This window comes from Pantoea sp. ME81 (assembly GCF_903970985.1).
GTDB classification, from domain to species: domain Bacteria; phylum Pseudomonadota; class Gammaproteobacteria; order Enterobacterales; family Enterobacteriaceae; genus Pantoea; species Pantoea communis.
The window spans coordinates 1-23,588 of record NZ_CAJCKS010000054.1 but is presented as its reverse complement, the minus strand read 5'-3'; the positions used below and the strand labels follow the sequence as shown (position 1 = coordinate 23,588).

18 protein-coding genes and 1 tRNA gene are annotated in these 23,588 nt (G+C 50.5%); 14 read left to right on the top strand and 5 right to left on the bottom strand.

What is annotated here, in order from left to right:
- The 8 genes from H7A81_RS12195 (at position 1) to H7A81_RS12160 (ending at position 13,075) form a co-directional block, all read left to right on the top strand.
- The gene (locus H7A81_RS12195) at positions 1-981 is read left to right on the top strand and encodes a YafY family protein (protein ID WP_182057634.1); all 981 of its coding nucleotides are present in this window, start codon (positions 1-3) and stop codon (positions 979-981) included.
- A 208-nt stretch (positions 982-1,189) separates the two neighbouring features.
- Entirely contained in the window at positions 1,190-1,852 is a 663-nt protein-coding gene (locus H7A81_RS12190; protein ID WP_182057633.1) for a hypothetical protein, read from the top strand.
- A gap of 2 nt (positions 1,853-1,854) precedes the next feature.
- The gene (locus H7A81_RS12185) at positions 1,855-3,570 is read left to right on the top strand and encodes a DUF1269 domain-containing protein (protein ID WP_255478954.1); all 1,716 of its coding nucleotides are present in this window, start codon (positions 1,855-1,857) and stop codon (positions 3,568-3,570) included.
- Entirely contained in the window at positions 3,542-5,272 is a 1,731-nt protein-coding gene (locus H7A81_RS12180) for a LeoA/HP0731 family dynamin-like GTPase (RefSeq protein ID WP_182057632.1), read from the top strand. The genes H7A81_RS12185 and H7A81_RS12180 overlap by 29 nt, the downstream gene beginning before the upstream one ends.
- 175 nt (positions 5,273-5,447) lie before the next feature.
- Positions 5,448-6,677: a DUF6361 family protein gene (locus H7A81_RS12175; RefSeq protein WP_182057631.1), complete on the top strand. Its 1,230-nt coding sequence runs from the start codon at positions 5,448-5,450 to the stop codon at positions 6,675-6,677.
- Positions 6,671-8,467: a phospholipase D family protein gene (locus H7A81_RS12170; RefSeq protein ID WP_182057630.1), complete on the top strand. Its 1,797-nt coding sequence runs from the start codon at positions 6,671-6,673 to the stop codon at positions 8,465-8,467. Before H7A81_RS12175 ends, H7A81_RS12170 begins: the two co-directional genes overlap by 7 nt.
- Complete coding sequence (locus H7A81_RS12165; protein ID WP_182057629.1) at positions 8,457-11,606, top strand: helicase-related protein; 3,150 nt, start codon at positions 8,457-8,459, stop codon at positions 11,604-11,606. Before H7A81_RS12170 ends, H7A81_RS12165 begins: the two co-directional genes overlap by 11 nt.
- Positions 11,607-12,109: 503 nt before the next feature.
- Entirely contained in the window at positions 12,110-13,075 is a 966-nt protein-coding gene (locus H7A81_RS12160; RefSeq protein WP_182057628.1) for a hypothetical protein, read from the top strand.
- Here H7A81_RS12160 and H7A81_RS12155 read toward each other — a convergent pair.
- The 3 genes from H7A81_RS12155 to H7A81_RS12145 all read right to left on the bottom strand — a co-directional run bounded on the left by H7A81_RS12155 (position 13,041) and on the right by H7A81_RS12145 (position 15,370).
- On the bottom strand, positions 13,041-13,961 hold the full coding sequence (locus H7A81_RS12155; protein WP_255478953.1) for a DNA cytosine methyltransferase: 921 nt from the start codon (positions 13,959-13,961) through the stop codon (positions 13,041-13,043). The two genes, H7A81_RS12160 and H7A81_RS12155, sit on opposite strands and share 35 nt — an antisense overlap.
- 648 nt (positions 13,962-14,609) lie before the next feature.
- Positions 14,610-14,686 (bottom strand) — tRNA-Arg (locus H7A81_RS12150).
- Between the two features lie 180 nt (positions 14,687-14,866).
- A complete protein-coding gene (locus tag H7A81_RS12145; protein WP_182057626.1) occupies positions 14,867-15,370 on the bottom strand; it encodes a DUF1198 family protein in 504 nt (167 codons plus the stop codon).
- 176 nt (positions 15,371-15,546) lie between these two features.
- Here H7A81_RS12145 and folD point away from each other — a divergent pair, with 176 nt between their 5' ends.
- Positions 15,547-16,413 carry a bifunctional methylenetetrahydrofolate dehydrogenase/methenyltetrahydrofolate cyclohydrolase FolD gene (gene folD, locus H7A81_RS12140; RefSeq protein ID WP_034828233.1) on the top strand — a complete coding sequence of 289 codons (867 nt, stop codon included), beginning with the start codon at positions 15,547-15,549 and terminating at the stop codon, positions 16,411-16,413.
- A complete protein-coding gene (gene ybcJ / locus H7A81_RS12135; RefSeq protein WP_097117460.1) occupies positions 16,413-16,625 on the top strand; it encodes a ribosome-associated protein YbcJ in 213 nt (70 codons plus the stop codon). Before folD ends, ybcJ begins: the two co-directional genes overlap by 1 nt.
- A gap of 172 nt (positions 16,626-16,797) precedes the next feature.
- On the opposite strand, the gene cysS is transcribed toward ybcJ, so the two are convergent.
- Complete coding sequence (gene cysS / locus H7A81_RS12130; RefSeq protein WP_182057625.1) at positions 16,798-18,183, bottom strand: cysteine--tRNA ligase; 1,386 nt, start codon at positions 18,181-18,183, stop codon at positions 16,798-16,800.
- Positions 18,184-18,401: 218 nt separating this feature from the next.
- Here cysS and ppiB point away from each other — a divergent pair, with 218 nt between their 5' ends.
- The 4 genes from ppiB to purK all read left to right on the top strand — a co-directional run bounded on the left by ppiB (position 18,402) and on the right by purK (position 21,383).
- Positions 18,402-18,896 (top strand): peptidylprolyl isomerase B, encoded by a 495-nt coding sequence (gene ppiB, locus H7A81_RS12125; RefSeq protein WP_034828227.1) that lies wholly within the window; start codon positions 18,402-18,404, stop codon positions 18,894-18,896.
- Entirely contained in the window at positions 18,896-19,612 is a 717-nt protein-coding gene (gene lpxH, locus H7A81_RS12120) for a UDP-2,3-diacylglucosamine diphosphatase (RefSeq protein WP_182057624.1), read from the top strand. Before ppiB ends, lpxH begins: the two co-directional genes overlap by 1 nt.
- A 200-nt stretch (positions 19,613-19,812) precedes the next feature.
- The gene (purE, locus tag H7A81_RS12115; RefSeq protein WP_034828223.1) at positions 19,813-20,322 is read left to right on the top strand and encodes a 5-(carboxyamino)imidazole ribonucleotide mutase; all 510 of its coding nucleotides are present in this window, start codon (positions 19,813-19,815) and stop codon (positions 20,320-20,322) included.
- Complete coding sequence (purK, locus tag H7A81_RS12110; RefSeq protein WP_160867902.1) at positions 20,319-21,383, top strand: 5-(carboxyamino)imidazole ribonucleotide synthase; 1,065 nt, start codon at positions 20,319-20,321, stop codon at positions 21,381-21,383. The genes purE and purK overlap by 4 nt, the downstream gene beginning before the upstream one ends.
- 44 nt (positions 21,384-21,427) lie before the next feature.
- On the opposite strand, the gene ybbP is transcribed toward purK, so the two are convergent.
- On the bottom strand, positions 21,428-23,588 hold a 2,161-nt coding region (ybbP, locus tag H7A81_RS12105), incomplete at its 5' end, for a putative ABC transporter permease subunit YbbP (protein ID WP_182057623.1).

Sequence of the window (23,588 nt, the reverse complement as noted above, 5' to 3'; positions counted from 1 at the left end):
ATGGCTAAAAGACCTGAAACCATTGAGACCACCGTGCTCGCTCTTGAGCTTCTGCGCCGTATTCCACGCGGCAGAAAAATCACGGCAAAAGAGCTTCATGAGCAGCTACAGCATGCTGGAATCGAGCGCGATGTAAGGACTATTCAGCGCAATCTGGAGATGCTTTGCGACCATTTTGATATCGAGCGCGACGACCGCAACCGCCCCTATGGCTATCGCTGGCTTGAAAATTCCAGTGGCGTCTCACTTCCAATGCTGACGCCGCAGGAGTCGTTGCTATTGGCGATGGCAGAAGCGCATCTGAAGCCTATTTTGCCAACCCGGCTCATTAAATCCATGACCGGGTTGTTTACCCAGGCGCAGCGTAATTTGCACGACAACGGCCCTACCCGCCTGGAAGCGGAGTGGCCAGATAAAGTGCGTATCGTGGCAACGAGCCAGCCATTACTGCCGCCCCCCATCGCTGAAGGTGTGTTTGAATCCGTCAGTGAAGCGCTGTATCTCAATCACTTATTACGCATCACCTATCGCAATGCGGGCGGCAAAGAAAGCGAAAACACAGTAATGCCATTGGGATTGGCGCAGCAAGGGCCTCGCCTCTATCTGGTTTGCCGCTTCGAAGGTTACAACAACGAACGTAGTCTGGCGCTCAACCGGATCCTTTCCGCGAGCGTCAGCACCTTTACCTTCGAGCGACCATCCGAATTCAATTTAAAAAAATATGACGACGACGGCCGCTTTGGATTTGGTGAGGGGCAGATGATTTTCCTTACTTTTGAAATTGACCGCACTGCTGGGCTCCACCTTATTGAATCTCCACTATCAACCGATCAAACGCATCGGGAAATTGGTGAAGAGCGACTGGAAATTTCCGCCACCGTGGTTGATAGCGCAATGCTGAAATGGTTTTTGGCCGCGTTTGGTGATGCGGTGAGTGATGTTCAAAGGCAGCCGGTTGTGGAAGGAGGTATAGGAGAATAAGCATGAAAAATATCTCTTGGGGTCTTTGCACAGCGGCTACTGTAAATTCCGTTAGCCAGCATACTCGCACAGTAACTTTCTTAGTAAATAATTTACTTTTGCTATAACGATAAAATTGCCACGAGATAAAACCGTAACAAGGAAGTCTGATGGGTAGAACTCATGGCAAACCACACTGGCTAAAATAGACCACTAATGAGAATTTAATATGAATAGCGTTGAGGACTTCAACCGGCTTTATGCCGATGTAGGACGTAACATTGAGCAAACACTTGCTGATATTTCGGAACTTCATGTCGAGAACGAAGATGGTAAAAAACAGCTTAATGTGATGAGAGCGCAACTACAGATTCTTCAGGATAATTTCAACCAGAAGTTAGACTACCTGCAACGACATGCCGAGTGGGATAAATTTACACTCGCGTTTTTTGGCGAAACCAACGCGGGAAAAAGTACTATTATCGAATCTCTAAGAATCGTGTTTGATGAAACCTCTCGCCGACAATTTCTGAAAAAAAATCAGAACGATCTACTCAAAACTGAGCAAGAGCTTCACGAGAACCTAACCCAATTTCGCAGTGATTTAGGGCAGGTCTATGGCGATGTAACCGATAAAATTAGTGCTATCAGTGTTTCTGCTATTCGACTACAGCAAATCATGACTAATGAAAGCGCTTTACGATTAAAAATGGAAGAAGAGGCCAGTAAAGCACGTCATCTGCTGGAACAAAATGAAAGCCAAACACGTCTGCAAATGTTGCAACAGCAAGCTAACAAAAAGGCGCGGATAACCTTGATCATCACTACTGTTGTGGGGATGATTATTGGTGCTGGAGCGGTGGTGTTGATAAATATGCTGGCGAGGAATTAAGAGTGAGTGATGCTTTTTATATTGCAGAGGATAGTGCTGCACGCTTGGAAAATACCACTCTCAACGACTTAAAATCGACGATCAACATTCATCAATTACTGGATCAGAGTTTGCCACGTCTTATCCAGTCAATCATTGAGACGGAGAAATTAAAAGCGACGGCAACGCGTGTTGATGGCTTGATTATTGGTACTGGTGAGTCAGATTTTACCAAAGGCAACACCCATTACACGCTACATATCGACGATAGAGACTTTCAACTGATTGACGTACCGGGGATTGAAGGTAATGAGGCACGCTACGTTCACCTTGTGAAAGAAGCTATTGCGCAAGCTCATATGGTGGTTTACGTCAACGGCACCAATAAAAAACCAGAAACGGCAACCGCAGAGAAGATTAAGTCATATCTGGAATATGGCACACAGGTTTATCCCCTGGTTAATGTTCGTGGTTTTTCCGAAGCCTATGAGTTCGAAGAGGATCGTTCGGATCTTACCAGGCAGGGCGGCGCTGACGACGCACTTCGCCAGACCATTGACGTTCTGGCTCCGGTCCTGGGAAAAGAGGTGCTCCAAAATGGCCATTGTGTTCAGGGCCTGCTGGCATTTTCGGCGCTGGCTTATGACGACAGTACGCAAAGTACAACCATTCATACTTCCCGGGAACACAATCTGGCTATATCTCAGCAGGAGTTCTCAGACGTATTTTCTGACCGTCAGGAAATGCGAAAATTCAGTCAAATCGATTACGTAGCCCAGACGATCAGGAATAAGGTTGCTACATTCCGGGAGGATATTGTCGAAAGTAACAAAGGCAAGGTCCGTGAAACGCTTGGGCAATACTTAACTGTGCTGGAAACACAATTAGCCGGACATCGGTCCTTCCTGAAAGGGACGGAGCCGGAGTTTGATAAATGTCGGGTAGCGTTCACTAAGGCAATTGCTGAGTTTGAACGTCGAATTGTGAATAATCGTCGCAACCGGTGGAATACCTTTTTCAACGAACTGGCAGAAGACAGTGACAATATAGTCGAAGACGATTTCGGTGATAGCGATGCGATTTCTCAACGGATTCAGCGCGAATTTAAAAAACGTCGCATCATAGTTGAGGAACAAATGTTGAAAGATACTGAAAATGCCGTGGAAGTATTACAGCAACTGATGCTCCAGGCGGTGGAACGTTTGCTGGAAGATATCAAGCATGTAGATTTTCAACAACGCGTTAGTTTTGATCGTAGCGGCGGCATCGATTTCAGCAGTGATATGGCGCTAGGCTACGACCTTGGATTGGGCGATTTTGGCTCAATGGCCTTCAAAATAGGCACCTATGCGATGACGGGTGGCACAATCGGCAGCGCATTCCCGGTGATTGGAACAGCTATTGGTGCTATTGCCGGGGCGCTGGTGGGTGCACTGATGACTGCTATCGGCTTTTTTACCAGCAAATCCTCAAAAATCCGCAAAGCACAGGGAAAAGTGCGTGACAAGCTGGAGGGCGCAAGGGAAAAAGCGCTGGACGGTGTGAGCGATGAGGCCTGCAAACTGGTTACGGCGATAAATAATGAGCTGCAGAGTGGCCTGCTAACAAAAGTGAATAATATGCAGAGTGCCTTACAGCAGCCGATAACTATTTTTGAAACGCAAATTGCCCGAATAACGCGACTTAAAAATCAACTTGAGAAGATGCCTTATGGAACAATTCAAACAGTTCAGTATTGAGAAACAAGAGGCTATTGATACGCTATTACAACTGCGAGGCATGTTAGAGACGCTGAGCGAAATGGATATAGACGTAGGTGAAGATCTGCAAAAAATAGCCTCCAGCATTTCTGCCGTTGAATCTGATGTGCTGCGTGTTGCGTTGCTTGGGGCGTTTTCGGATGGCAAGACCAGTGTCATCGCCGCTTGGCTGGGTAAGATAATGGAAGATATGAATATTTCCATGGATGAATCATCTGATCGGCTGAGTATTTACAAGCCTGAGGGGCTTCCAGGTCAATGCGAAATTGTCGATACGCCGGGGCTATTTGGTGATAAGGAGCGCGAAGTCGATGGCAAACAGGTCATGTATGAAGACATGACCAAACGCTATATTTCTGAGGCACATATGATTTTTTATGTGGTTGATGCCACCAATCCACTAAAAGAAAGCCACAGTGACATCGTAAAATGGGTATTACGCGATCTGAATAAACTCTCTTCAACCATCTTTGTAATTAATAAAATGGATGAAGTGACTAACCTAACCAACCCAGCATTATTTGAAGAACAGGCGGAAATTAAAAAAGAGAATCTGAAAGGAAAATTGCAGCGGGCCGCTAATTTAAGCGCGTCAGAATGCGAACGACTGCAAATCGTCTGTATTTCTTCAAATCCAAACGGTCGCGGTCTATCGTTCTGGTTCGACAAACCTGAACATTACGAAAGCCGCTCGCGCATTAACGATCTTAAAAACACCGCGGCTAAGGTACTGCAAGCCAATGTACCTGAAGTACTGCTGGCTAAAACCGGCATGGACGTTGTGAAGGATATTGTAAATCAGCGAGTTACGCAGGCCCGTTTACAGCTCAATGAACTAAATGCCTTTGTTGAAAAAAACGACGAAGATACGAGCCGCTTTCGTAAAGATATCATGCACAGTCGCACAGAGGTCAAGCGCCTGGCGCGTGAACTGTTTGAAGAGCTAAACCTGATGGAAAAACAGCTCATGAGCCAGCTACGACCACTTGGCCTTGAAGACATTCGCCCGTTCATGGACGATGAGCTGGGCTATTCCGAAGAAGGGGTTGGCTTTAAGCTTCACCTGCGTATTAAGCTCTCTGTCGATCGCTTTTTCGATCAGTCTACATCGGTCACGCAGCGCTTATCTGATGATATTACTCGCCAGTTAAACTCCAGTGAAAGCTTTTTAAGTGGTCTGAGTGAAGGGGCGTTTCGCTCTATAGGCGGGGTCTTTGAGGGCGTGTCGAAAATTAGCCCAACCACCCTCAAAACAACGATTTTTGCAGCACGCGATACCATTGGCAAACTAACAGGGTATGTCTACAAATTTAAACCTTGGGAGGCGACAAAACTGGCTGGAGGCATTGCAAAATGGGCAGGCCCAGCGGGCGCGGCATTTACGATTGGTTCCGATCTATGGGACGCCTATAAAGCACACGAGCGCGAGCGGGAATTAGAAGATGTGAAATCTTCGATGGTGAAAATCATTAAAGAGCCCTTTATGGATATCTATGAGCTGCTTAACTCTGATGAAAAAATGTTTGCTTTTTTTGCGCCACAAATCTTAAACATGGAACAGGTTGTCACTGAGTTGACCGCGAAAAGCCAGACTATACGCGACAACAAGCAAAAACTGGTGCTTATTCAGTCGCAACTTGCGCAATTAACCTTGCCTGCGCCAGGAGCTTTGTTAGTCTGATGTGAAAGCCGCTTTATCACCCAGTTAATCGCTTATGATAAAGCGCCAAAACAGGCAGGGTAAATATAGGTCATCTAAGAGACATTCAAATCGGTTTAAGGTGGGCAACTAAAAAGCGGTTGGAAATGTATGCACATGCAAACAGCAGATAATAATTTTAACCAAGGAATTAGGTATGGCATCCGCGTTAGGCTGGCTTGATCACGATGCAAACGCACAGGCCAAGACGTTAGATATTCTTGCACTCTTTCAACAAAAGGAGAGTCGTGATGAATTAGGTATTGGCGCTATTCGAGATAGTTTTGCTGAGCAGCTATTTCCAGGAACCAGCACCATTCAAACCCGTTTACGCTACATGCTTTTTGTTCCATGGATCTATCAGCGTCTCGAAAATAAACGCATATCCGCTGCAAACTTTGGTATCCAGGCCGACCGTGACGAACGAGCCTTAATTATCCCCCTCTCCAAGCTCGAAGAAGATTCGGCCGGGACATTTGGTAAAAATTCACGCGAAAAGCTTAAACGTCTGCCCAGTTCCGTTTACTGGTCAGGGCTACGGCGCTGGGGCATTCGCGAGACGTCGTGCTCGCAAGAGGAATATCATCGGCGTGTGGATGAACTGTATCGCATGCGGAGGGAAATGAACGAGCGGGAATATCAAGAAAAAAATCGCGGTGATATGGGCGACACTAGCTCGTACAAACCACCTCAGAGCTGGCACTCCAGCCTGCCTGCACCACCACCCAACTTTCCTAATGGTGCAACATTTGCACTTACACGCCAGGAAGCAAGCTTTCTTCGCGACCGTATTCAAGTGTCATGCAAAGGCAGTCTGTTGGCTTGGCTGACGCTGCATAGCGAACCGGCAGACGTAAGTTCACCATGGGAACACCCGGATTACGCGAGGTTCCCAGATGAACTCAAGGAACTGCTGACTCATGCGCGGCTTTTTTCTTATGCTATGCACGGAGCAGCCCTGCTTTATAACTATTTGCTAGCCAAAGAACGAGCTGATAACGACCTTCTGTCTCAGCACCATGACAGCTTCGTCGCCTGGTTTAATGCACTCCCCCGCGAGGACATCGCAATCTGGTCACTCGACCACATGTGGATACTCACCGCCGGGCCGGACTATAGCATTAGTCAGAAGACCCGCCGCTTTGTAGAACAATGGATTGATCTTATCCGACAAGCTTCTGGGGCATTACTCACCAGTAAAGAAGCCTGTGCACTTATCCGTGCCCGCGAAATAGCACTCAAAGGCCCGCGTTCACGCTTTAAAAACAGGCGAGCACTGGAGCAATGGAGTGGATCTGCTGGAACCCTACGGCTGGTCTATCGCTGGAATAACGTCCAGATAGTTCTTAAGGATCTGGCGCAGGGTCTCAGGAGAGAAGAATGCTAAACCCTAACAATCGCAGCTTATATACTTCGGCGCTGACCTCTCCACCCGGCATGGTGTTTGACGAAGCTATTGCCACCAGCTTCTCACTCGACCCGGCATTTTTGCTTCAGGCGCCGGTTTATTTGGCGTTCACAGCGACTGATAGCAACCGTGCTCAGGATCCGCTGTCCATTTTTGAAGCCATTCGCCGCTATTCCGAGCGTATCACGGTGTATGTCCAAAAAGGGCGTATTCAGATCCCCGCAAAGCTCAAACCCAACCCCTTATTCGGCCTGCTTGAAGATATGATTATTGAATCAAAAGCTAAAGGCCCCGGAGTCTTTCACCCCAAAATCTGGGCAATTCGTTTTATCAGTCCTGAAACAAACGAAGCGATGTACCGACTGGTGGTACTGAGCCGAAATTTAACCACCGATTCATCCTGGGACCTCTCGTTGCAACTGGATGGCTACCCCGTAAAACGAAAGCAAAGTGCTAATAAAGCGCTGGTGCATTTATTCTCCGTACTGCCCAAACGGGCGACGGGAAAAATATCGAAACATCGCCGGGCGCAGGCGCAGCACTTTGCAGATGAACTGTTGTATGTGGAATGGGAATGTCCCGCTGGCTTTGATGAGGTCGCGTTTTTCCTGCCTGGAGAAGGGTACGACTGGCAGCCACCCGAAGCGGATCGTGCGGTCGTTATCTCTCCGTTTTGCACCAACGAAGCACTGCAACACATCGTGAAGCATTCCCAGCAAGCAGATGCGCTGATTTCGCGCCCGGACACCCTGCTTACCTTGAGTGAAGAGACGCGCAGCCTTTTCACGCGTCAGCTTCAGCTTGACGATGCTGCAGAAGAGCCGACATCCGACGAGGGTATCCCTAATGACATCATCGCCTCCGGCCTGCATGCTAAAGCTTATCTGTTTGAAAATGGCCGAGACAGCGAGCTGGTTCTGGGTTCCGCAAACGCCACCAGCACAGCGCTACTGGGAAAAACAAACTGCGAAATTTTAGTCTCGCTCAAGGGTAAGAAAAAACATACAGGCACCATTGATGACCTTCTGAGCAGCAATGGAATGGAAAACTATCTGCAAGATTTCGACCCTGCCCAGCCGTTTGAGCCCGACGCCCTTCGTGTAGAAGCCGAGTCCCACGCAGAAGAGGCGCGTACGTTACTCGCCGACGCCTCATTGACTCTTCACTGCCATCCTAATAAAGACGACCAAAATTGGGCATTGTGGCTTGTCGGTGAAATTCCTGACCTAGTAGGTATTGTGCAGGCAACTGCGTGGCCCGTGACGGTATCAGATGGACTGGGCTGCAGTCTGCTCGACCCGGCAGATGTGAACAAAAGAGCGCTCGGTGAGTTTTCAGTCCCGTCCATTACCGGACTGACTGCGTTTTCCCTCAAAACATCGCATCCGGATGTATCGGTCAGATTTGTCCTCAATCTGCCGATTGATGCCTTGCCCCCCGATCGCCACGCGATGATTTTACAAAGCAACATGCAAAAACAGGATTTCCTACGTTATCTGTTGATGTTGATAGACGAGGCGGGACAGCAATCCTTCATTGCCGAAAACGCCTTTGGCGATGGCAATTTCTTTACAGGGCTTGCCAGTGGTGAAGAATTTGCCGTACTGGAAGAGCTGACGCGCATCTATAGCCGCGAGCCTAAACGGTTAAAAGATATCGTCGCGCTGATTGGCAACATGCGCAAAGGACAAAGCGACATTATTCCGCAAGATTTCCTTGATTTATGGGCCGTATTTGAATCAGCCATGGGAGGACGAAATGGCCGATAAGCAAACCAGTATTATTGCACCGCTCACGGGATTGAAAGATTTTCAGCAACGCACCGTGAACTATGTTTTTCAGCAATTATACGGTTATAAACAGCAAAATCGCTTTTTGGTGGCCGATGAAGTGGGTCTGGGAAAAACAATGGTTGCCCGTGGCATCATCGCCAAAGCCATCGAACTTTTGCAGGATAAAGTCGACCGTATCGACATCATTTATATCTGCTCAAATGCGGCCATCGCGGCGCAAAATATTAAGCGGCTGAATGTCAGTAATGAGTCGCAATTTTCGCACTCAACGCGACTAACATTCCTGCCCAAACAGGTACGCTCTCTCCGCAAAAACAAAATCAACTTTATCAGCCTGACGCCGAATACCGCCCTTGATCACACCCGCAGTCGTGGCGGTCATAAAGAAGAACGCGCAATCCTATACCGCATTTTGTACGATTTACCTTTGGCAAAAGGCGAGTATCGCGAACGTTTACGCCAGGGCATGCTTAACCTGCTCCAGGCAGCGGCAGGCCGACCAGGCTGGCATTCCACGGTTGATCAACTTTCCGTCAAAGACATTGACATGGAATTGGCAAAAGACTTTCGTCGCAAGGTGTTAGACGATGTCGAACTGTACGCTCAGCTCAAGGAGGGGTGTGAGTGTTTCGCCGATGATGTCGAAGAAAGCAAGCCTCACGATTCTGAACTGCGCTATGCCTTAATCAGCAAACTCAGAAGCAAGCTGGCTTCTGTGTGTTTATCCGCGCTGGAACCCGATCTGGTTATCCTTGACGAATTTCAGCGGTTTAAAGCCTTACTCGATGGTGACGATGAAGCCGCACTGCTGGCAAAAGCACTCTTTGAGCAGCCGAACGTACGCGTACTCTTACTCTCGGCGACCCCGTATAAAATGTTTACCCTCGATCAGGAAAGCGACGAGGATAACCACTACGCCGACTTTATTCGTACATTGCACTTTTTGTATAAGGGTGACAGTCAAATCAAAGATATTCAGCAGCACTTACTCGATCACCGTACCGCATTGCACGCCTCAGAAAACGCAGCACAGACCAAAAAAGCACTGGAGCACGCTTTATTACAGGTCATGTGCCGAACCGAACGGGTAACGATGACACAAAAACTGGATGCAATGACGAAGGAAGTCTTGCAACCGGCAATGATTACGCCTGCAGATCTTTATCACGCGGCAGCTGTTGATGGCGTAGCCATGGAAGTACACGCTCGCGATGTCCTCGAATACTGGAAATCGATGCCTTATCTTTTCAATTTCTTGAAACATTACGAATTACGAAACCTTATGGATAAGGTTCTGAAATCTCCTTCAGATGCATTACGTAAACTCGTTAAATCAGCAAAACCTCAGCTGCTGACGAAGGCAAAACTGGAACGCTACCAGCCGTTAGATGCTGCAAATCCACGAATGCGGATGCTGTTTGAAGATACACTGGATAAAGGCATGTGGCAGCTTTTGTGGATGCCTCCATCACTGCCTTACATGACACCAAGCGGGGTATATGCCAATAAAGGCAGCTTGACCAAAACGCTGGTCTTTTCCGCCTGGAGCGCAGTACCTAATGCAATTGCCACCGTCTGCTCTTATGAAGCCGAACGACGGATGATTGGTACCGATCCTCAGATTTCGCACAGCCAGTTCAAGAAAAAAGTCAAACCGCTGCTCAACTTTGCAAAATCATCAAAAGATGGCCGTCTCACCGGTATGCCCGTTATCGCCTGGTTGTTGCCGTCACCGACACTCGCACGTCATATCGATCCACTTGAAATTGCCCGCCAGCATGCGGGCGAGCCGCTGAGTGTGAAGGCCATAAGAACGATTGTAACGACGAAATGCGAAGCACTACTTGAGACACTGGGTATGGGCGTGCCGGGAGTACGTGCGGATGAACGCTGGTACTGGGCAGCTACGGCGTTACTGGATGCCCGTACCGAAACACCAAACTGGTGGCAAAGTGAACATCACAGGTATATCGGAACGACCCCAAATGAGCCAGCCGAAAACTTCCAGGAACACATTGAACTGTTTGCCCGGATGGCAAAGGGTGAAATCTCCCTCGGCCCGCGTCCTGAAGATCTGGTAGAGGTTCTTTGTGACTTCGCGCTTGCCAGCCCCGGTACATGCGCACTACGCGCGCTCAGCCGTATCGACATAGGCCTGGCAACCGATTCGGCTGAGATGTTGTCCGCTGCAGCGCAGATCGCCTCTGGATTTCGTTCGCTCTACAATCTGGCTGAGAGCATTTCGCTGCTACGCGGCACAGGGGATGATTCTTACTGGCGACTGACACTGCGTTATGGCATCGATGGCAACATTCAGGCCATGCTGGATGAGTATGTTCATACGCTGCAGGAATCGATGGGGTTACAGCATGAATCCGCCGAAGTGCAATTAGCGGCTATGGCATCACGTATCCAAGCCGTAGTGTCACTGCGTACCACACAATTGAACGTTGAAGAGTTCAAAACGAACAAGGGCAATTACACTTGGAGTGATTTGTACACGCGTTGCCGCTTTGCTTTACGCTACGGCCAACTCAAGGACGATACGGATCAGGCCGTCGCACATGCGGAATCGGTAAAAGATGCGTTTAACTCCCCCTTCCATCCCTTTGTATTGGCTTCCACCTCAATCGGGCAAGAGGGACTCGATTTTCACACCTGGTGCCATGCGGTGATGCACTGGAATTTACCGTCAAACCCGGTCGATATGGAGCAGCGTGAAGGACGAGTACACCGTTATAAGGGTCATGCGGTAAGGAAGAACATTGCTGAGTATTATGGTTTGAGTGCACTTAATTCGCTGGCAGAAAGTACAGACCCATGGAGACAGCTATTCGCTCTTGCGGCAAGCCAACGCAAAGCAGGACAGTCGGATCTAATTCCCTACTGGATTTTTGAAGAAGGAACCTCTCGCGTCGAGCGCCGGGTTCCCATACTGCCGTACAGCAAAGAGAGCATTAAGTTTAAGCGGCTCAAGCGAGAACTTGCACTCTACCGTATCGTCTTTGGCCAGCCGCGCCAGGAAGACTTGCTGTTCGGCCTGAAACACAATGGCGATGAGCCTTTAAAGGATTTAGCACAGTGGCTCATTTCTCTTGAACCACCAAAGGTGTGATCCACTGAGGATATTCGCCTCCTTTTGTAGCCATCAGGTCAGTTGGGCGGATAGATCCAATAAGATGCCTCTGACCTGACCCTGCTCCTAAATCTTACTTCATCTTGAAAGGATGGATTTTTTGCGGATTGTGGAATTGGCTAGTTGGTTAAGGAAGGAGGCACGCCCAGAGTTGAAGGATTTGAGTGTTTGGAAGTGGCGGAAGGTTTTAATAAGAAATTGAACCACATAAATCACACCTGTTTAGCTTAGAAAACCAAAAAAATCAATTTTCATTATAAAAACAATGAGATATGTTAAAGTTAATTTTAAATGATATATTATAGTAATGTTTGATTTGATTAATTTTTAAGGATAGTATGTAACTTATATGCTCTCATATCAATATCTTAATATAGATATAATCAACCAGATTGAACAGGTTTCTGCAATCGGTTTAATTTCTATGTGTTATTAATTTCAGTTTGGACAAGTCAATAATAATTTAGATTAAGGAGCAATCAATGGCAGTCAGAATTGCTGAATACCTAGGTCAAAGAACAGATGTGGATACTCCGATAGAACCAGTTAAAAAAGGTGCATTGGTACAATGCCCTTTTATGGATCGAGCATGCGACAAAGTTTCTAAAAAAATTCATCCAGTCTGCAGTGTTCGCAAGCAAGACGATACGATTTGGATTGTATGTGAACATAGACTTTGTTCTACTCGCCAAAAAAAGACAGTTGTTTTCGAAGGAAATACACGCCAAATTGATAATATTTTAGTTGAACATCAAAAAGATGTTCTTCGCCAAGTAGCAAAATTGATTTATCAAGATGAACAACTACTTGATTCAGAAATTGGAATTAAAAGAGAAGTAAATATACCTTTGCCAGATTCTGATAATAGCTATCACGCCGATTATGTAATGCGGAATTTTTCAGGTAGAGGTAGAGTAGATGAAGTTCTACTCGAAATGCAGGGCGGAGGGGAAACAAGTAGTACAGGGGCAATTACCAGACATATAGCGGCTTGGTCAGAGTTAGATAATCCAACAAATGAAATACTGAGGCAACCTGTTCCTGCCAATACAATTGAAACCAATGCATGGAGGAGACAGCAAGAGCAATTTTTAGTTAAAGGTAATGTTGTAGATCAAACTGGAGGAAAAATCGTTTTTGCTGTTGGCAGTTTATTATATGACTATCTACATAAAAGATTCAGAAATGCAAACCTTCGTGATTTAAAATCACATAATTGGACATTGTGCATTCTAGCCTTTAAAGAAAATACAGAGATTGAAGCTCAACCAGGACCAATTCCTCTTGAAATTGATAAAACAAAAACTCTATTTACTAATTATTCAACGTTTGTCCGTTTCTTAACAGATCAAGGCGCCCCGCGCCCCGAGCTGTTTGAAGGTGATTTTTTGAAGTTAGATAATACTAAAGTAATTATCGCACCCAATAATCATCTTCTTGATCTATAGCTATTATTCTCTTGCCAATCCACTCAACAATAGGGACTGCGACGGCGTTCCCTACTGCTCTGAATCGATTAGAGTCCAGTTCTCTGGAAATCCCTGCAGACGCTCGTATTCTGAAGGCAACATCCGGCGAACATACAGCGTCTGAGCTTCCTCGGGAATCAAGGGTATATGTTTCTCCATCGTTTCTGTACCCTTTAGCTTGGGGGCCAGCGCTTGCTTTTCTTCCGATACTTGCATGTTGGATAGAATAGATATCTGCTTTTGATAAGCCTGAATGAGAGGTTCCGGTAGCATTTGCCCTCTCTCCTTGGCCCTGTTTATCAGTGAATCTAGTTGCTCCTTGTTCAAAAAGGACTCTAGAGGAGCGCATGTTTCCAAGACTTGCGACAATGTACACTCTTCTTCTACGCTGGGGTGTTCCAAAGTATTTTGCATCCAATACTCGCCACGATACGCCATACCCGAGTTCGACCAATGTATCGATGACAACTTTGAAGTCTTGTCCATCGTGACTGTTGAGGAGTCCGGGAACATTTTCGATAATAAGCCATTCAGGCTTTCTTTCTTCAATGAGTTTTGCATAAGTATAAAACAAGCCGCTCCGGGCCCCCTCCAAACCTTTACGTTTACCTTGGTTTGCGGACGAGACATCCTGACAAGGAAATCCACCACACCAAACACTGCTTTCAGGAATTTCATTTGCTTCTAACTGAGTGATATCAGTGTGCAGTGAAATCTTTGGCCAATTCTTTCTTAGAACTTTCTGACAGAACTTGTTGATTTCACATTGAAAAACAACTTCCATTCCAGCTTTTTCAAGACCTAGATCGAATCCACCAATCCCCGCAAAAAACGAAGCTACTTGATATTTCTTTAGTGGTTTCATGTTCATATCATCTTATGTTTTAGCGATCCAAAGATCCTAACGGAATCTAATCCCATTGGCCACATTTTTATCACAAAAATTCATGTAAACGACCTAAATCATGTGAGCAAACATGCCAACAAAAAACACTGTAATTATAAACAGTAAAATATCAATTCCAACTGTTTACTTACTGAAATGAGGTAAATATCCCAATCAGGCATGAATCAAGTGCAACATTAATGAATTCATCGTTAACTCGACACATCCTTACGATGGGGTTGATTAAAAAACAGACGCCAAAGATTAGGGTATTGAATTTACTAAAAATAAATCAATAAATTATGCATTTTTAGAGCACTCATCCCTAATCATCTAACGTGCTGAAAATCAAAAATAATCAAATTAAAATCAAAAAATCATGTTGATCAAGTCATTGATTGAGCTTTGCTTTAGTGTTTTTAATGAAATGTGGTAATGATGATTAGCATCATATGTAAATTAAAATAGGAGACCCGTTGAGGTAGCTATTACTTTTACATTCACCATTGTCTGAGACCGTGAATAGACTGTTCAAAGCGAGAGTTGTAATACCAAACATCAAATTTGATAACAATCTACTGATTTATAAATAAAAAAGACGCCATTTGGCATCTTAAGTTATAGATTTGGCACGCCCTACAGGATTCGAACCTGTGACCTACGGCTTAGAAGGCCGGTGCTCTATCCAGCTGAGCTAAGGGCGCATAGTGGTTGCGTCGGATTATACGTTTGCACGCTCTCGCGTCAACGTTTTTGCCGCCCTGCGGCTCCAGAGTGTTGAATCATTGAACAATTCGTCCTGAAGACCGAGCAGTGCGCCCCATGTCTCGCGCCATCCGCCTTCGATACCCATGCCTATGCCGTGCCCAATAATCCCCCACTCCTCAATGCCGCTTACGCCACTCACTCATCAACACCAAATTACTCACCTCACCCGCCTCCCCTTCAAGCTCGATCCCCTGCTGCGTAAACCGCGCATTATACTGTTCCCGCAGCGCATGCAGTTCAGCACTCTCCGGCTCCAGCTGCCTCAAAAACCCTAACGCCAGTAACAGCTGCTGACGCGAAATCAGCCCTGAAAATCCAGCCCTGGTCAAAATCCCGTGCCAGCGCACCGCGTTCTCGTCACTGCCATCGACAATCAACACCTGCCAGATCAGCATCACCGCGGCGCCGTTGCCCAAATGGGTTTCATTATCGCCCGCGATGTAATCGGTGAACTCTTTGGCCGCATCCTTACCCATTAGCGACAGCATCGATTCGATGTGCACCGGCGGCAGTTGCAGCCTTTTACTCAGCGCCTGCGCAGCATGGCGCGAACCGGCCGTCAGTAGTTGAAACCCTACAACAAACACCACCGCCAGCGTGGCGAGTATTAACCAAATCATCACGGCATCCACATAATTTCCTGAGGGACATAATACGCGCTAAGGCGGCCTCACGTCACTGCGGAAAGTCGTGAAACGCACGGGTGAAATGAATCTCTACCTGACAGCCGGACGCGCTTCTGACAGAATAGGCGCCAATCCCCGATTTAACTCTCTACAGATGGATTTCCTCTCTGATGGCAGCAAAAATTATTGACGGTAAAACGATTGCGCAGCAGGTGCGCCTTGAGGTTGCCGAAAAAGTACAGCAGCGTCTGGCAGCCGGTAAACGTGCACCAGGTTTGGCAGTGGTGCTGGTGGGTGAGAACCCCGCTTCGCAGATCTATGTCGCCAGCAAACGTCGCGCCTGTGATGAAGTGGGCTTTATCTCCCGCTCTTACGATCTGCCTGCGACCACCAGCGAAGCCGAACTGCTGGAACTGATCGATACGCTGAACAATGACAGCGAAATCGACGGTATCCTGGTTCAGCTGCCGCTGCCAGCCGGCATCGATAATGTCAAAGTGCTGGAACGTATCGTGCCGGACAAAGATGTCGATGGCTTCCATCCGTACAACATCGGTCGTCTGTGCCAGCGTGCGCCAAAGCTGCGTCCTTGTACGCCACGCGGCATCGTCACGCTGCTGGAGCGCTACAATATCGATACTTACGGCCTGAACGCCGTGGTGGTTGGCGCATCCAATATCGTCGGTCGTCCGATGAGCATGGAGCTGCTGCTGGCGGGCTGCACTACCACCGTCACGCACCGTTTCACCAAAGACCTGCGTCATCACGTTGAGCACGCCGATCTGCTGGTGGTGGCGGTCGGTAAACCGGGCTTTATTCCCGGTGACTGGATCAAGCCAGGCGCGGTGGTGATTGATGTTGGCATCAATCGTCTGGAGAGCGGTAAAGTAGTGGGCGATGTGGATTTCGCGAGCGCGTCTGAGCGTGCGTCTTATATCACCCCAGTTCCCGGTGGCGTCGGTCCAATGACGGTCGCGACCCTGATTCAAAATACATTAGTCGCGTGCGAAGAGTATCACGACGTGGAGGAGGCATAATGGCCAGTTTTTCTTTGGGCGAACATGCTCACGTTGATTTGTGTGACCTGCTGAAACTTGAAGGTTGGGTACAGAGCGGTGCGCAGGCAAAAGTGGCCATCGCGGATGGCGAAGTGCGTGTTGATGGCGCAATCGAAACGCGTAAGCGCTGCAAGATTGTGGCAGGCCAGCAAGTTGAGTTCGCGGGTTATAAAATTACCGTTGTAGCTTAAGCGTTCAGGCTAATAAAAAGGGGCGAACTACGGTTCGCCCCTTTTGCTATTCTGCGGCTGGTAAATTCAGGTACGCATCAACGTGAACCCTGCGACCTGAGAATTCGGGTGCCGATCAAAGCGCACCCTTCAATCTGCCTATTCGGGTGCCGTTAACGCGCACCCGACGCTATTACTTACGACGCCAGCTCGAACCTTGCGGACCATCTTCGACAATCACGCCCAGCTCATTCAGCTTGTCACGCGCCACATCCGCCTGTGCCCAATCTTTTGCGGCACGCGCATCAGAACGCGCTTTGACCCAATGCTCGATCTCTGCCACTTCGTCATCATTCACCTGCGCACTACTCTGCAGGAACTGCTCTGGATCCTGTTGCAGGATGCCGAGCACGTTCGCCAGCTGACGCAGTTTCGCGGCCAGTGCATCAGAGGCGGCTTTGACTTCAGTTTTTAGGCGATTAACTTCACGCGCCATGTCGAAGAACACCGAGTAGGCTTCCGGCGTGTTGAAGTCGTCATCCATTGCGGTGCGGAAGCGCGCTTCAAACTCTTCGCCGCCTGCTGGCGTAGCGCTGGCATCGGTGTGACGCAGCGCGGTGTAGAGACGCTCCAGCGCCGCACGTGCCTGATTGAGGTTATCTTCGCCGTAGTTAAGCTGGCTGCGATAGTGGCCCGACATCAGGAAGTAACGCACGGTTTCCGCATCGTAATGCGCCAGTACGTCACGCACGGTGAAGAAGTTGCCGAGTGATTTCGACATCTTCTCGCGATCAATCATCACCATGCCGGAGTGCATCCAGTAGTTGACGTAATCGCCGTCGTGCGCACAGGTTGACTGCGCCACTTCGTTTTCATGGTGCGGGAACATCAGATCCGACCCGCCGCCGTGGATATCGAAGTGGGTGCCGAGCTGTTTGCAGTTCATCGCGGAACATTCGATGTGCCAGCCTGGACGACCGTTGCCCCACGGCGAATTCCACGCGGGCTCATCCGGCTTGGACATTTTCCACAACACGAAATCCATCGGGTTGCGTTTGATTTCAGTGATTTCAACGCGCGCACCGGCCTGCAGCTGATTCAGATCCTGACGAGACAGCACGCCATAACCTTTGTCGCTCAGCACATCAAACATCACGTCGCCGTTGTCCGCCACATAAGCGTGCTTACGTTCAATTAAGCGCTCAACCAGTTCGATGATTTCAGGGATATGGCGCGTGGCACGCGGCTCCAGATCCGGCGGCAGGATACCCAGTGCGTCAAAATCTTTGTGCATTTCAGCGATCATACGGTTGGTCAGCGTTTCGATGCTCTCACCGTTTTCGTTGGCACGTTTGATGATCTTGTCATCAATATCGGTGATGTTACGCACATACTTGAGCTGATAGCCCACATAGCGCAGATAACGTGACACCACATCAAATGCAACGAAGGTACGCCCATGGCCGATGTGACAGAGGTCGTAAACCGTAATTCCACAGACGTACATGCCGATCTGACCAGCGTGGATCGGTTTAAATTCCTCTTTCTGACGGCTCAGGGTGTTATAGATCTTCAGCATTGAACGATTCCGTTATTAACGTTTGCGGGATACGCCTTTCCAGCGTAGCTGGGTATTGTGCCGTATTTTTCTCAGTTGTGCATCGCTCGCTTACCTTCTGTGGCTGCCTTACTGACGAGCCATCGGAATTTGTGATATAAGAAGCGTCTACAAAAATGCCCCGCCGCTTAGCAGGCGCGGCAGTTGATACTGACGACACCCGTAACAGGACGAATATAATGGTCACTTTCCAGACGAACCATGGCGACATCGTAATCAAAACCTTCGATGACAAAGCGCCGGCTACCGTGAAAAACTTCCTGGACTACTGCCGTGAAGGTTTCTACGACAACACCATCTTCCACCGTGTTATCAACGGTTTCATGATCCAGGGCGGCGGTTTTGAGCCTGGCATGAAGCAGAAAGACACCAAAGAAGACATTCGTAACGAAGCCAACAACGGTCTGAAGAACACCAAAGGTACGCTGGCAATGGCCCGTACTCAGGCGCCACACTCAGCGACTGCACAGTTCTTCATTAACGTAGCAGACAACGACTTCCTGAACTTCCGTGACGAAAGCCTGCAGGGCTGGGGTTACTGCGTGTTCGCTGAAGTGGTTGAAGGCATGGACGTGGTTGAGAAAATCAAAGCGGTGAAAACGGGCCGCAGCGGCATGCATCAGGACGTTCCGGTTGACGACGTTGTCATCCAGAAAGTGACTGTTAGCGAGTAATGTCGCGCACGCTGTTTATCGCAGATTTGCATCTGTGCACAGAAGAACCGGCAATTACTGCCGGTTTTCTGCATTTTTTGCAGGGTGAAGCGCGCGATTGCGATGCGCTTTACATCCTCGGCGATCTGTTTGAAGCCTGGATTGGCGATGACGATCCTAATCCGCTACATCGTGAAATCGCTACTGCACTAAAAGCCCTGCCGATCCCCAAATTCTTCATCCATGGGAATCGAGACTTCCTGCTCGGTAAACGTTTTGCGCGTGCCAGCGGGATGACGTTGCTGCCGGAAGAACAAGTGCTCAGCCTGTACGGCCATCGCGTGCTGATTATGCACGGCGATACCTTATGCACTGACGACGAAGGCTACTTACGCTTCCGCGCCAAAGTGCATCAGCGCTGGCTACAGTGTCTGTTCCTCGCCCTGCCATTGCGCATTCGCATGCGCATCGCCGCACGTATGCGCGCCGACAGCAAGCAAGCCAATCAGCACAAGTCGATGAGCATCATGGATGTTAATCAGCAAGCCGTGATCGATACGATGACGCGCCAGCAGGTGCGGATTCTGATTCACGGGCATACCCATCGTCCGGCGGTGCATGAGTTGTTGGTGCAAGGTGAAAGCGCCCAGCGCGTGGTGCTCGGTGCCTGGCATGAAAATGGCTCGATGATTCAGGTTGATGCCGATGGCGTGCAGCTGATCGAATTCCCGTTTTAAAATCGCATCTTCATAGTCGGGCGCGCCAGTGCTCGGCACTCAGCGGGATGAAGATTCATCATCTGCCCATCCTGACGCATCATTGCCCGTTTTCCGGCCACGCAACCGTTTTCCTTGCTCTCTTCTCATGCTATTCTCTGTGCCCTTCTTTACCTGCCCGCCCGGCCAGGTTCGTTTGACTATTCACAGGAGTTGACCGCATGTCATCCAACGCCACCCCGGCTCGTATCGCCATCGTCATGGGTTCTAAAAGTGACTGGGCTACCATGCAGTTCGCCGAGGAAATTCTTAACAGCCTGGATGTTCCGTTCCACGTTGAAGTGGTCTCTGCTCACCGTACGCCAGACAAACTGTTCAGCTTTGCCGAAACTGCCGCAGATAACGGTTTCCACGTGATCATCGCGGGTGCTGGCGGTGCTGCGCATCTGCCGGGCATGATTGCTGCCAAAACCCTGGTGCCAGTGCTGGGCGTGCCGGTACAAAGCGCCGCACTGAGCGGTGTGGATAGCCTCTACTCCATCGTGCAGATGCCGCGCGGTATTCCTGTTGGTACATTGGCGATCGGTAAAGCCGGTGCGGCTAACGCTGCGCTGCTGGCGGCACAGATTCTGGCGGTGCATGACAAAGACCTGGCGGCGCGTCTCGCCACCTGGCGTCAAACCCAGACTGACGAAGTGCTGAACAACCCAGATCCGCGGGTGGATGCATGAAACCGGTTTGCGTACTCGGCAACGGTCAGTTAGGCCGTATGCTGCGCCAGGCGGGCGAACCGCTGGGCATCGCGGTGTATCCGGTAGGTCTGGATGCCGAACCTTCTGCCCTGCCGATCGCCGAAAGCGTGATCACCGCAGAGATTGAGCGTTGGCCGGAAACCGCGTTAACGCGCGAGCTGGCGTTGCATCCGGCATTTGTGAACCGCGATATCTTCCCGCGTCTGGCCGATCGCCTGACGCAGAAACAGCTGCTCGATCAGCTGAACCTGGCGACGGCGCCCTGGCAGTTGCTGGCGGATAAAAGCGAGTGGCCGCAGGTATTCAGCTCGCTGGGCGAACTGGCGATTGTGAAACGTCGCACCGGTGGTTATGACGGTCGTGGTCAGTGGCGTTTGCGCGCCAACGAAACCGATTCGCTGCCGGATGAGTGCTACGGCGAGTGCATCGTTGAGCAGGGCATCAACTTCAGCGGTGAAGTGTCGCTGGTCGGTGCGCGCGGTCAGGATGGCACCACGGTGTTCTATCCGCTGACGCATAACCTGCATCAGGACGGCATTCTTCGCACCAGCGTGGCCTTCCCGCAGGCCGATGCCGCGCAACAGCAGCAGGCGGAAGCGATGCTCAGCGCGATCATGCATGAGCTGAAGTACGTCGGTGTGATGGCGATGGAGTGTTTCATCACGCCAGAAGGCCTGCTGATCAACGAACTGGCGCCGCGTGTGCACAACAGCGGTCACTGGACGCAGAACGGCGCGTCGATCAGCCAGTTTGAGCTGCATCTGCGTGCGGTGCTGGGTCTGGCACTGCCGAAACCGGTGGTGTTCGCGCCGTCGGTGATGGTGAACCTGATTGGCACCGACGTGAATGTCGACTGGCTGCAACAGCCGCTGGTGCATCTGCACTGGTATGACAAAGAAGTGCGTCCGGGCCGTAAGGTGGGGCACTTAAATCTCACTGACAGCGACCAGGCACGCCTTGCGGCGGCGCTGAACGCGCTGGTGCCGCTGCTACCGGAAGAGTACGCCAGCGGAATTGCCTGGGCGGTTGAGAAGCTGTAAATGAAAAAGGCCGCGCAAGCGGCCTTTGATTTTTGTGCACTAGATTAAGCCGCTTCGAATTGCCTGAACAGCGCCTTCCCTTTCAGCAATCGCACGCCCAGCCAGCCGCCGCACACTGACAACAGCAGCGCGCCGCAAATCGGTAATGCCATCCACAGCGTCCAGTCCGGCTCCCAGGGGAAATCGAAGATCTTACGCTGTAATCCCCACAGCGCCGCTTCTGCGCCCAGTGCCGCCGCAATCCCCGACACCACGCCGAGCAAGGCAAACTCGCACCACAGCGTGCCGCGCAACAGGCGTTTACTGGCACCGAGCGTGCGATACACCACCAATTCCTGACGGCGCTGTCGCATACCCACCTGAATCTGCGCCAGCAACAGCAGTACACCGCACACCGTCACCAGCACCACCATGATCTCCAGCGCCTGACTGACCTGCGCCAGCACCAGACCGATCTGCTTCAGCATGCTGCCGACATCCAGCAAACTCAGCGTCGGGAAGGCGCGATTGAGCTGTGCCAGCAGCGCCGGATTGCTGTCCATGCGGAAACTGGTCAGCCAAGTTTGCGGCTGTTGATCCAGCGCGCCCGGCGGGAAGATAAAGAAGAAATTCGGCCGCAGGCTCTCCCAATCCACTTTGCGCAGGCTAGTGACTTTGGCGCTGAACTGCTGGGTATCACCGCTGAAGGTCAGCGTATCGCCGAGCTTCAGGCCAAGGCGATCCGCCAGTTCCACTTCCATCGACACTTCACCCGCTTTCGGCGGCCAGCTCCCGGCCAGCAGCGGATTGTGATCCGGTCGCTCCGATTGCCAGGTCAGATTCAATTCGCGGTTCAGCGCGTTATCCATCTTCGGATCGGCTTCTTTGCCGTTCAGCTCCGTCAGACGCGCACGCACAATCGGATAGTAGGATTCCGGTTTAATATGATGCTGATTGAGGAAGTCGCGCACCTGCGGCACCTGTTCCTGCGTCATGTTAAGCAGGAAATAGTTCGGTGCATCCGGCGGTAACTGCTGCTGCCAGCGATCCAGCAGATCGCCGCGCATCACCAACAGTAACGCCAGCAGCATAAAGGAGAGCGAAAATGCCGCCAGCTGACTCAGCGTCATCACCGGCTGCCGTAGCAGACGATTGATCGCCAGACGCATCGCCAGATTGCGCACCACCAGCTTACGCAGCAGCAACAGTGTGCCCCAGCCGAGCAGTGACAGCAGCAGCGCCAGCATCACCACGCCCGCCAGCAGCGCCCACAGCATTTTGCTGCCGCCCATCAATAACGCCAGCAGGCCAACCACCACCAGCGCCATGGCGGGCAGATAAAACCGCAGCGGCCAGACATTCGCCACCGCATCACGCCGGAGCACACGCAGCGGCTGAGTTGCCATCAGCAGCCGATAGGGGCGCAATCCCACCAGCAGCGAAATCACAAACATCGCGCCAATCGCCCACAGCCACGGCCAGAAGCTGGCGGCAGGCAAGGCGGCAGGCAGCACTGGTTTGAGCATCGCCAGCAGGATGACCTCAATCCCCTGCCCCAGCACGCTGCCTGCGATGGCCGCCAGCAGCAGCACCGCCAGCCACTGGCCGATGATCAGCCGTTGTAAGGCGTTGCGCGTCGCGCCCAGCGTTTTCAGCACTGCTACCAGATCGTAGCGGCTGCGGCAGTAATGGCTCATCGCCACCGCCACGGCGGCAATCGCCAGCATCAGCGTCAGCAGTGCCGATAACAGGAGAAATTGCTGGGCGCGTTGCATCGAGCGACCCAGCGCATCTTCGGAGTTCTCGACGCTGATCCAGCGCTCACCGGCTTTTAACTGCGGCTGAATCCAGCTGTCATAACGCGCCAGCGGAGCCGGATCGCCGGAGAACTTGTAGCGCCAGCTGAGTCGACTGCCGGGTTGGATGGCACCGGTTTTATCGACATCCGCGAGGTTCATCAGCAGGCGCGGCGCCGTCTGGAACGGATTAAAGCCGCCATCCGGCTCCTGAATCACTTCACCGGCAATACGCAGCGTGGTGTCACCGACATCAACATTGTCGCCAACTTTCAGATTCAGCAGCGCCAGCAAGCGTGGCGCGGCCAGCACCGTGCCCGCCTGCGGTTTTAATCCCGGCGGATCGGTCTGCAAGGTGCCGAACATCGGATAGGCATCGTCCACCGCTTTCACATCCGCCAGCTGCGGCGTCTGATCGGCGAAGGTCATG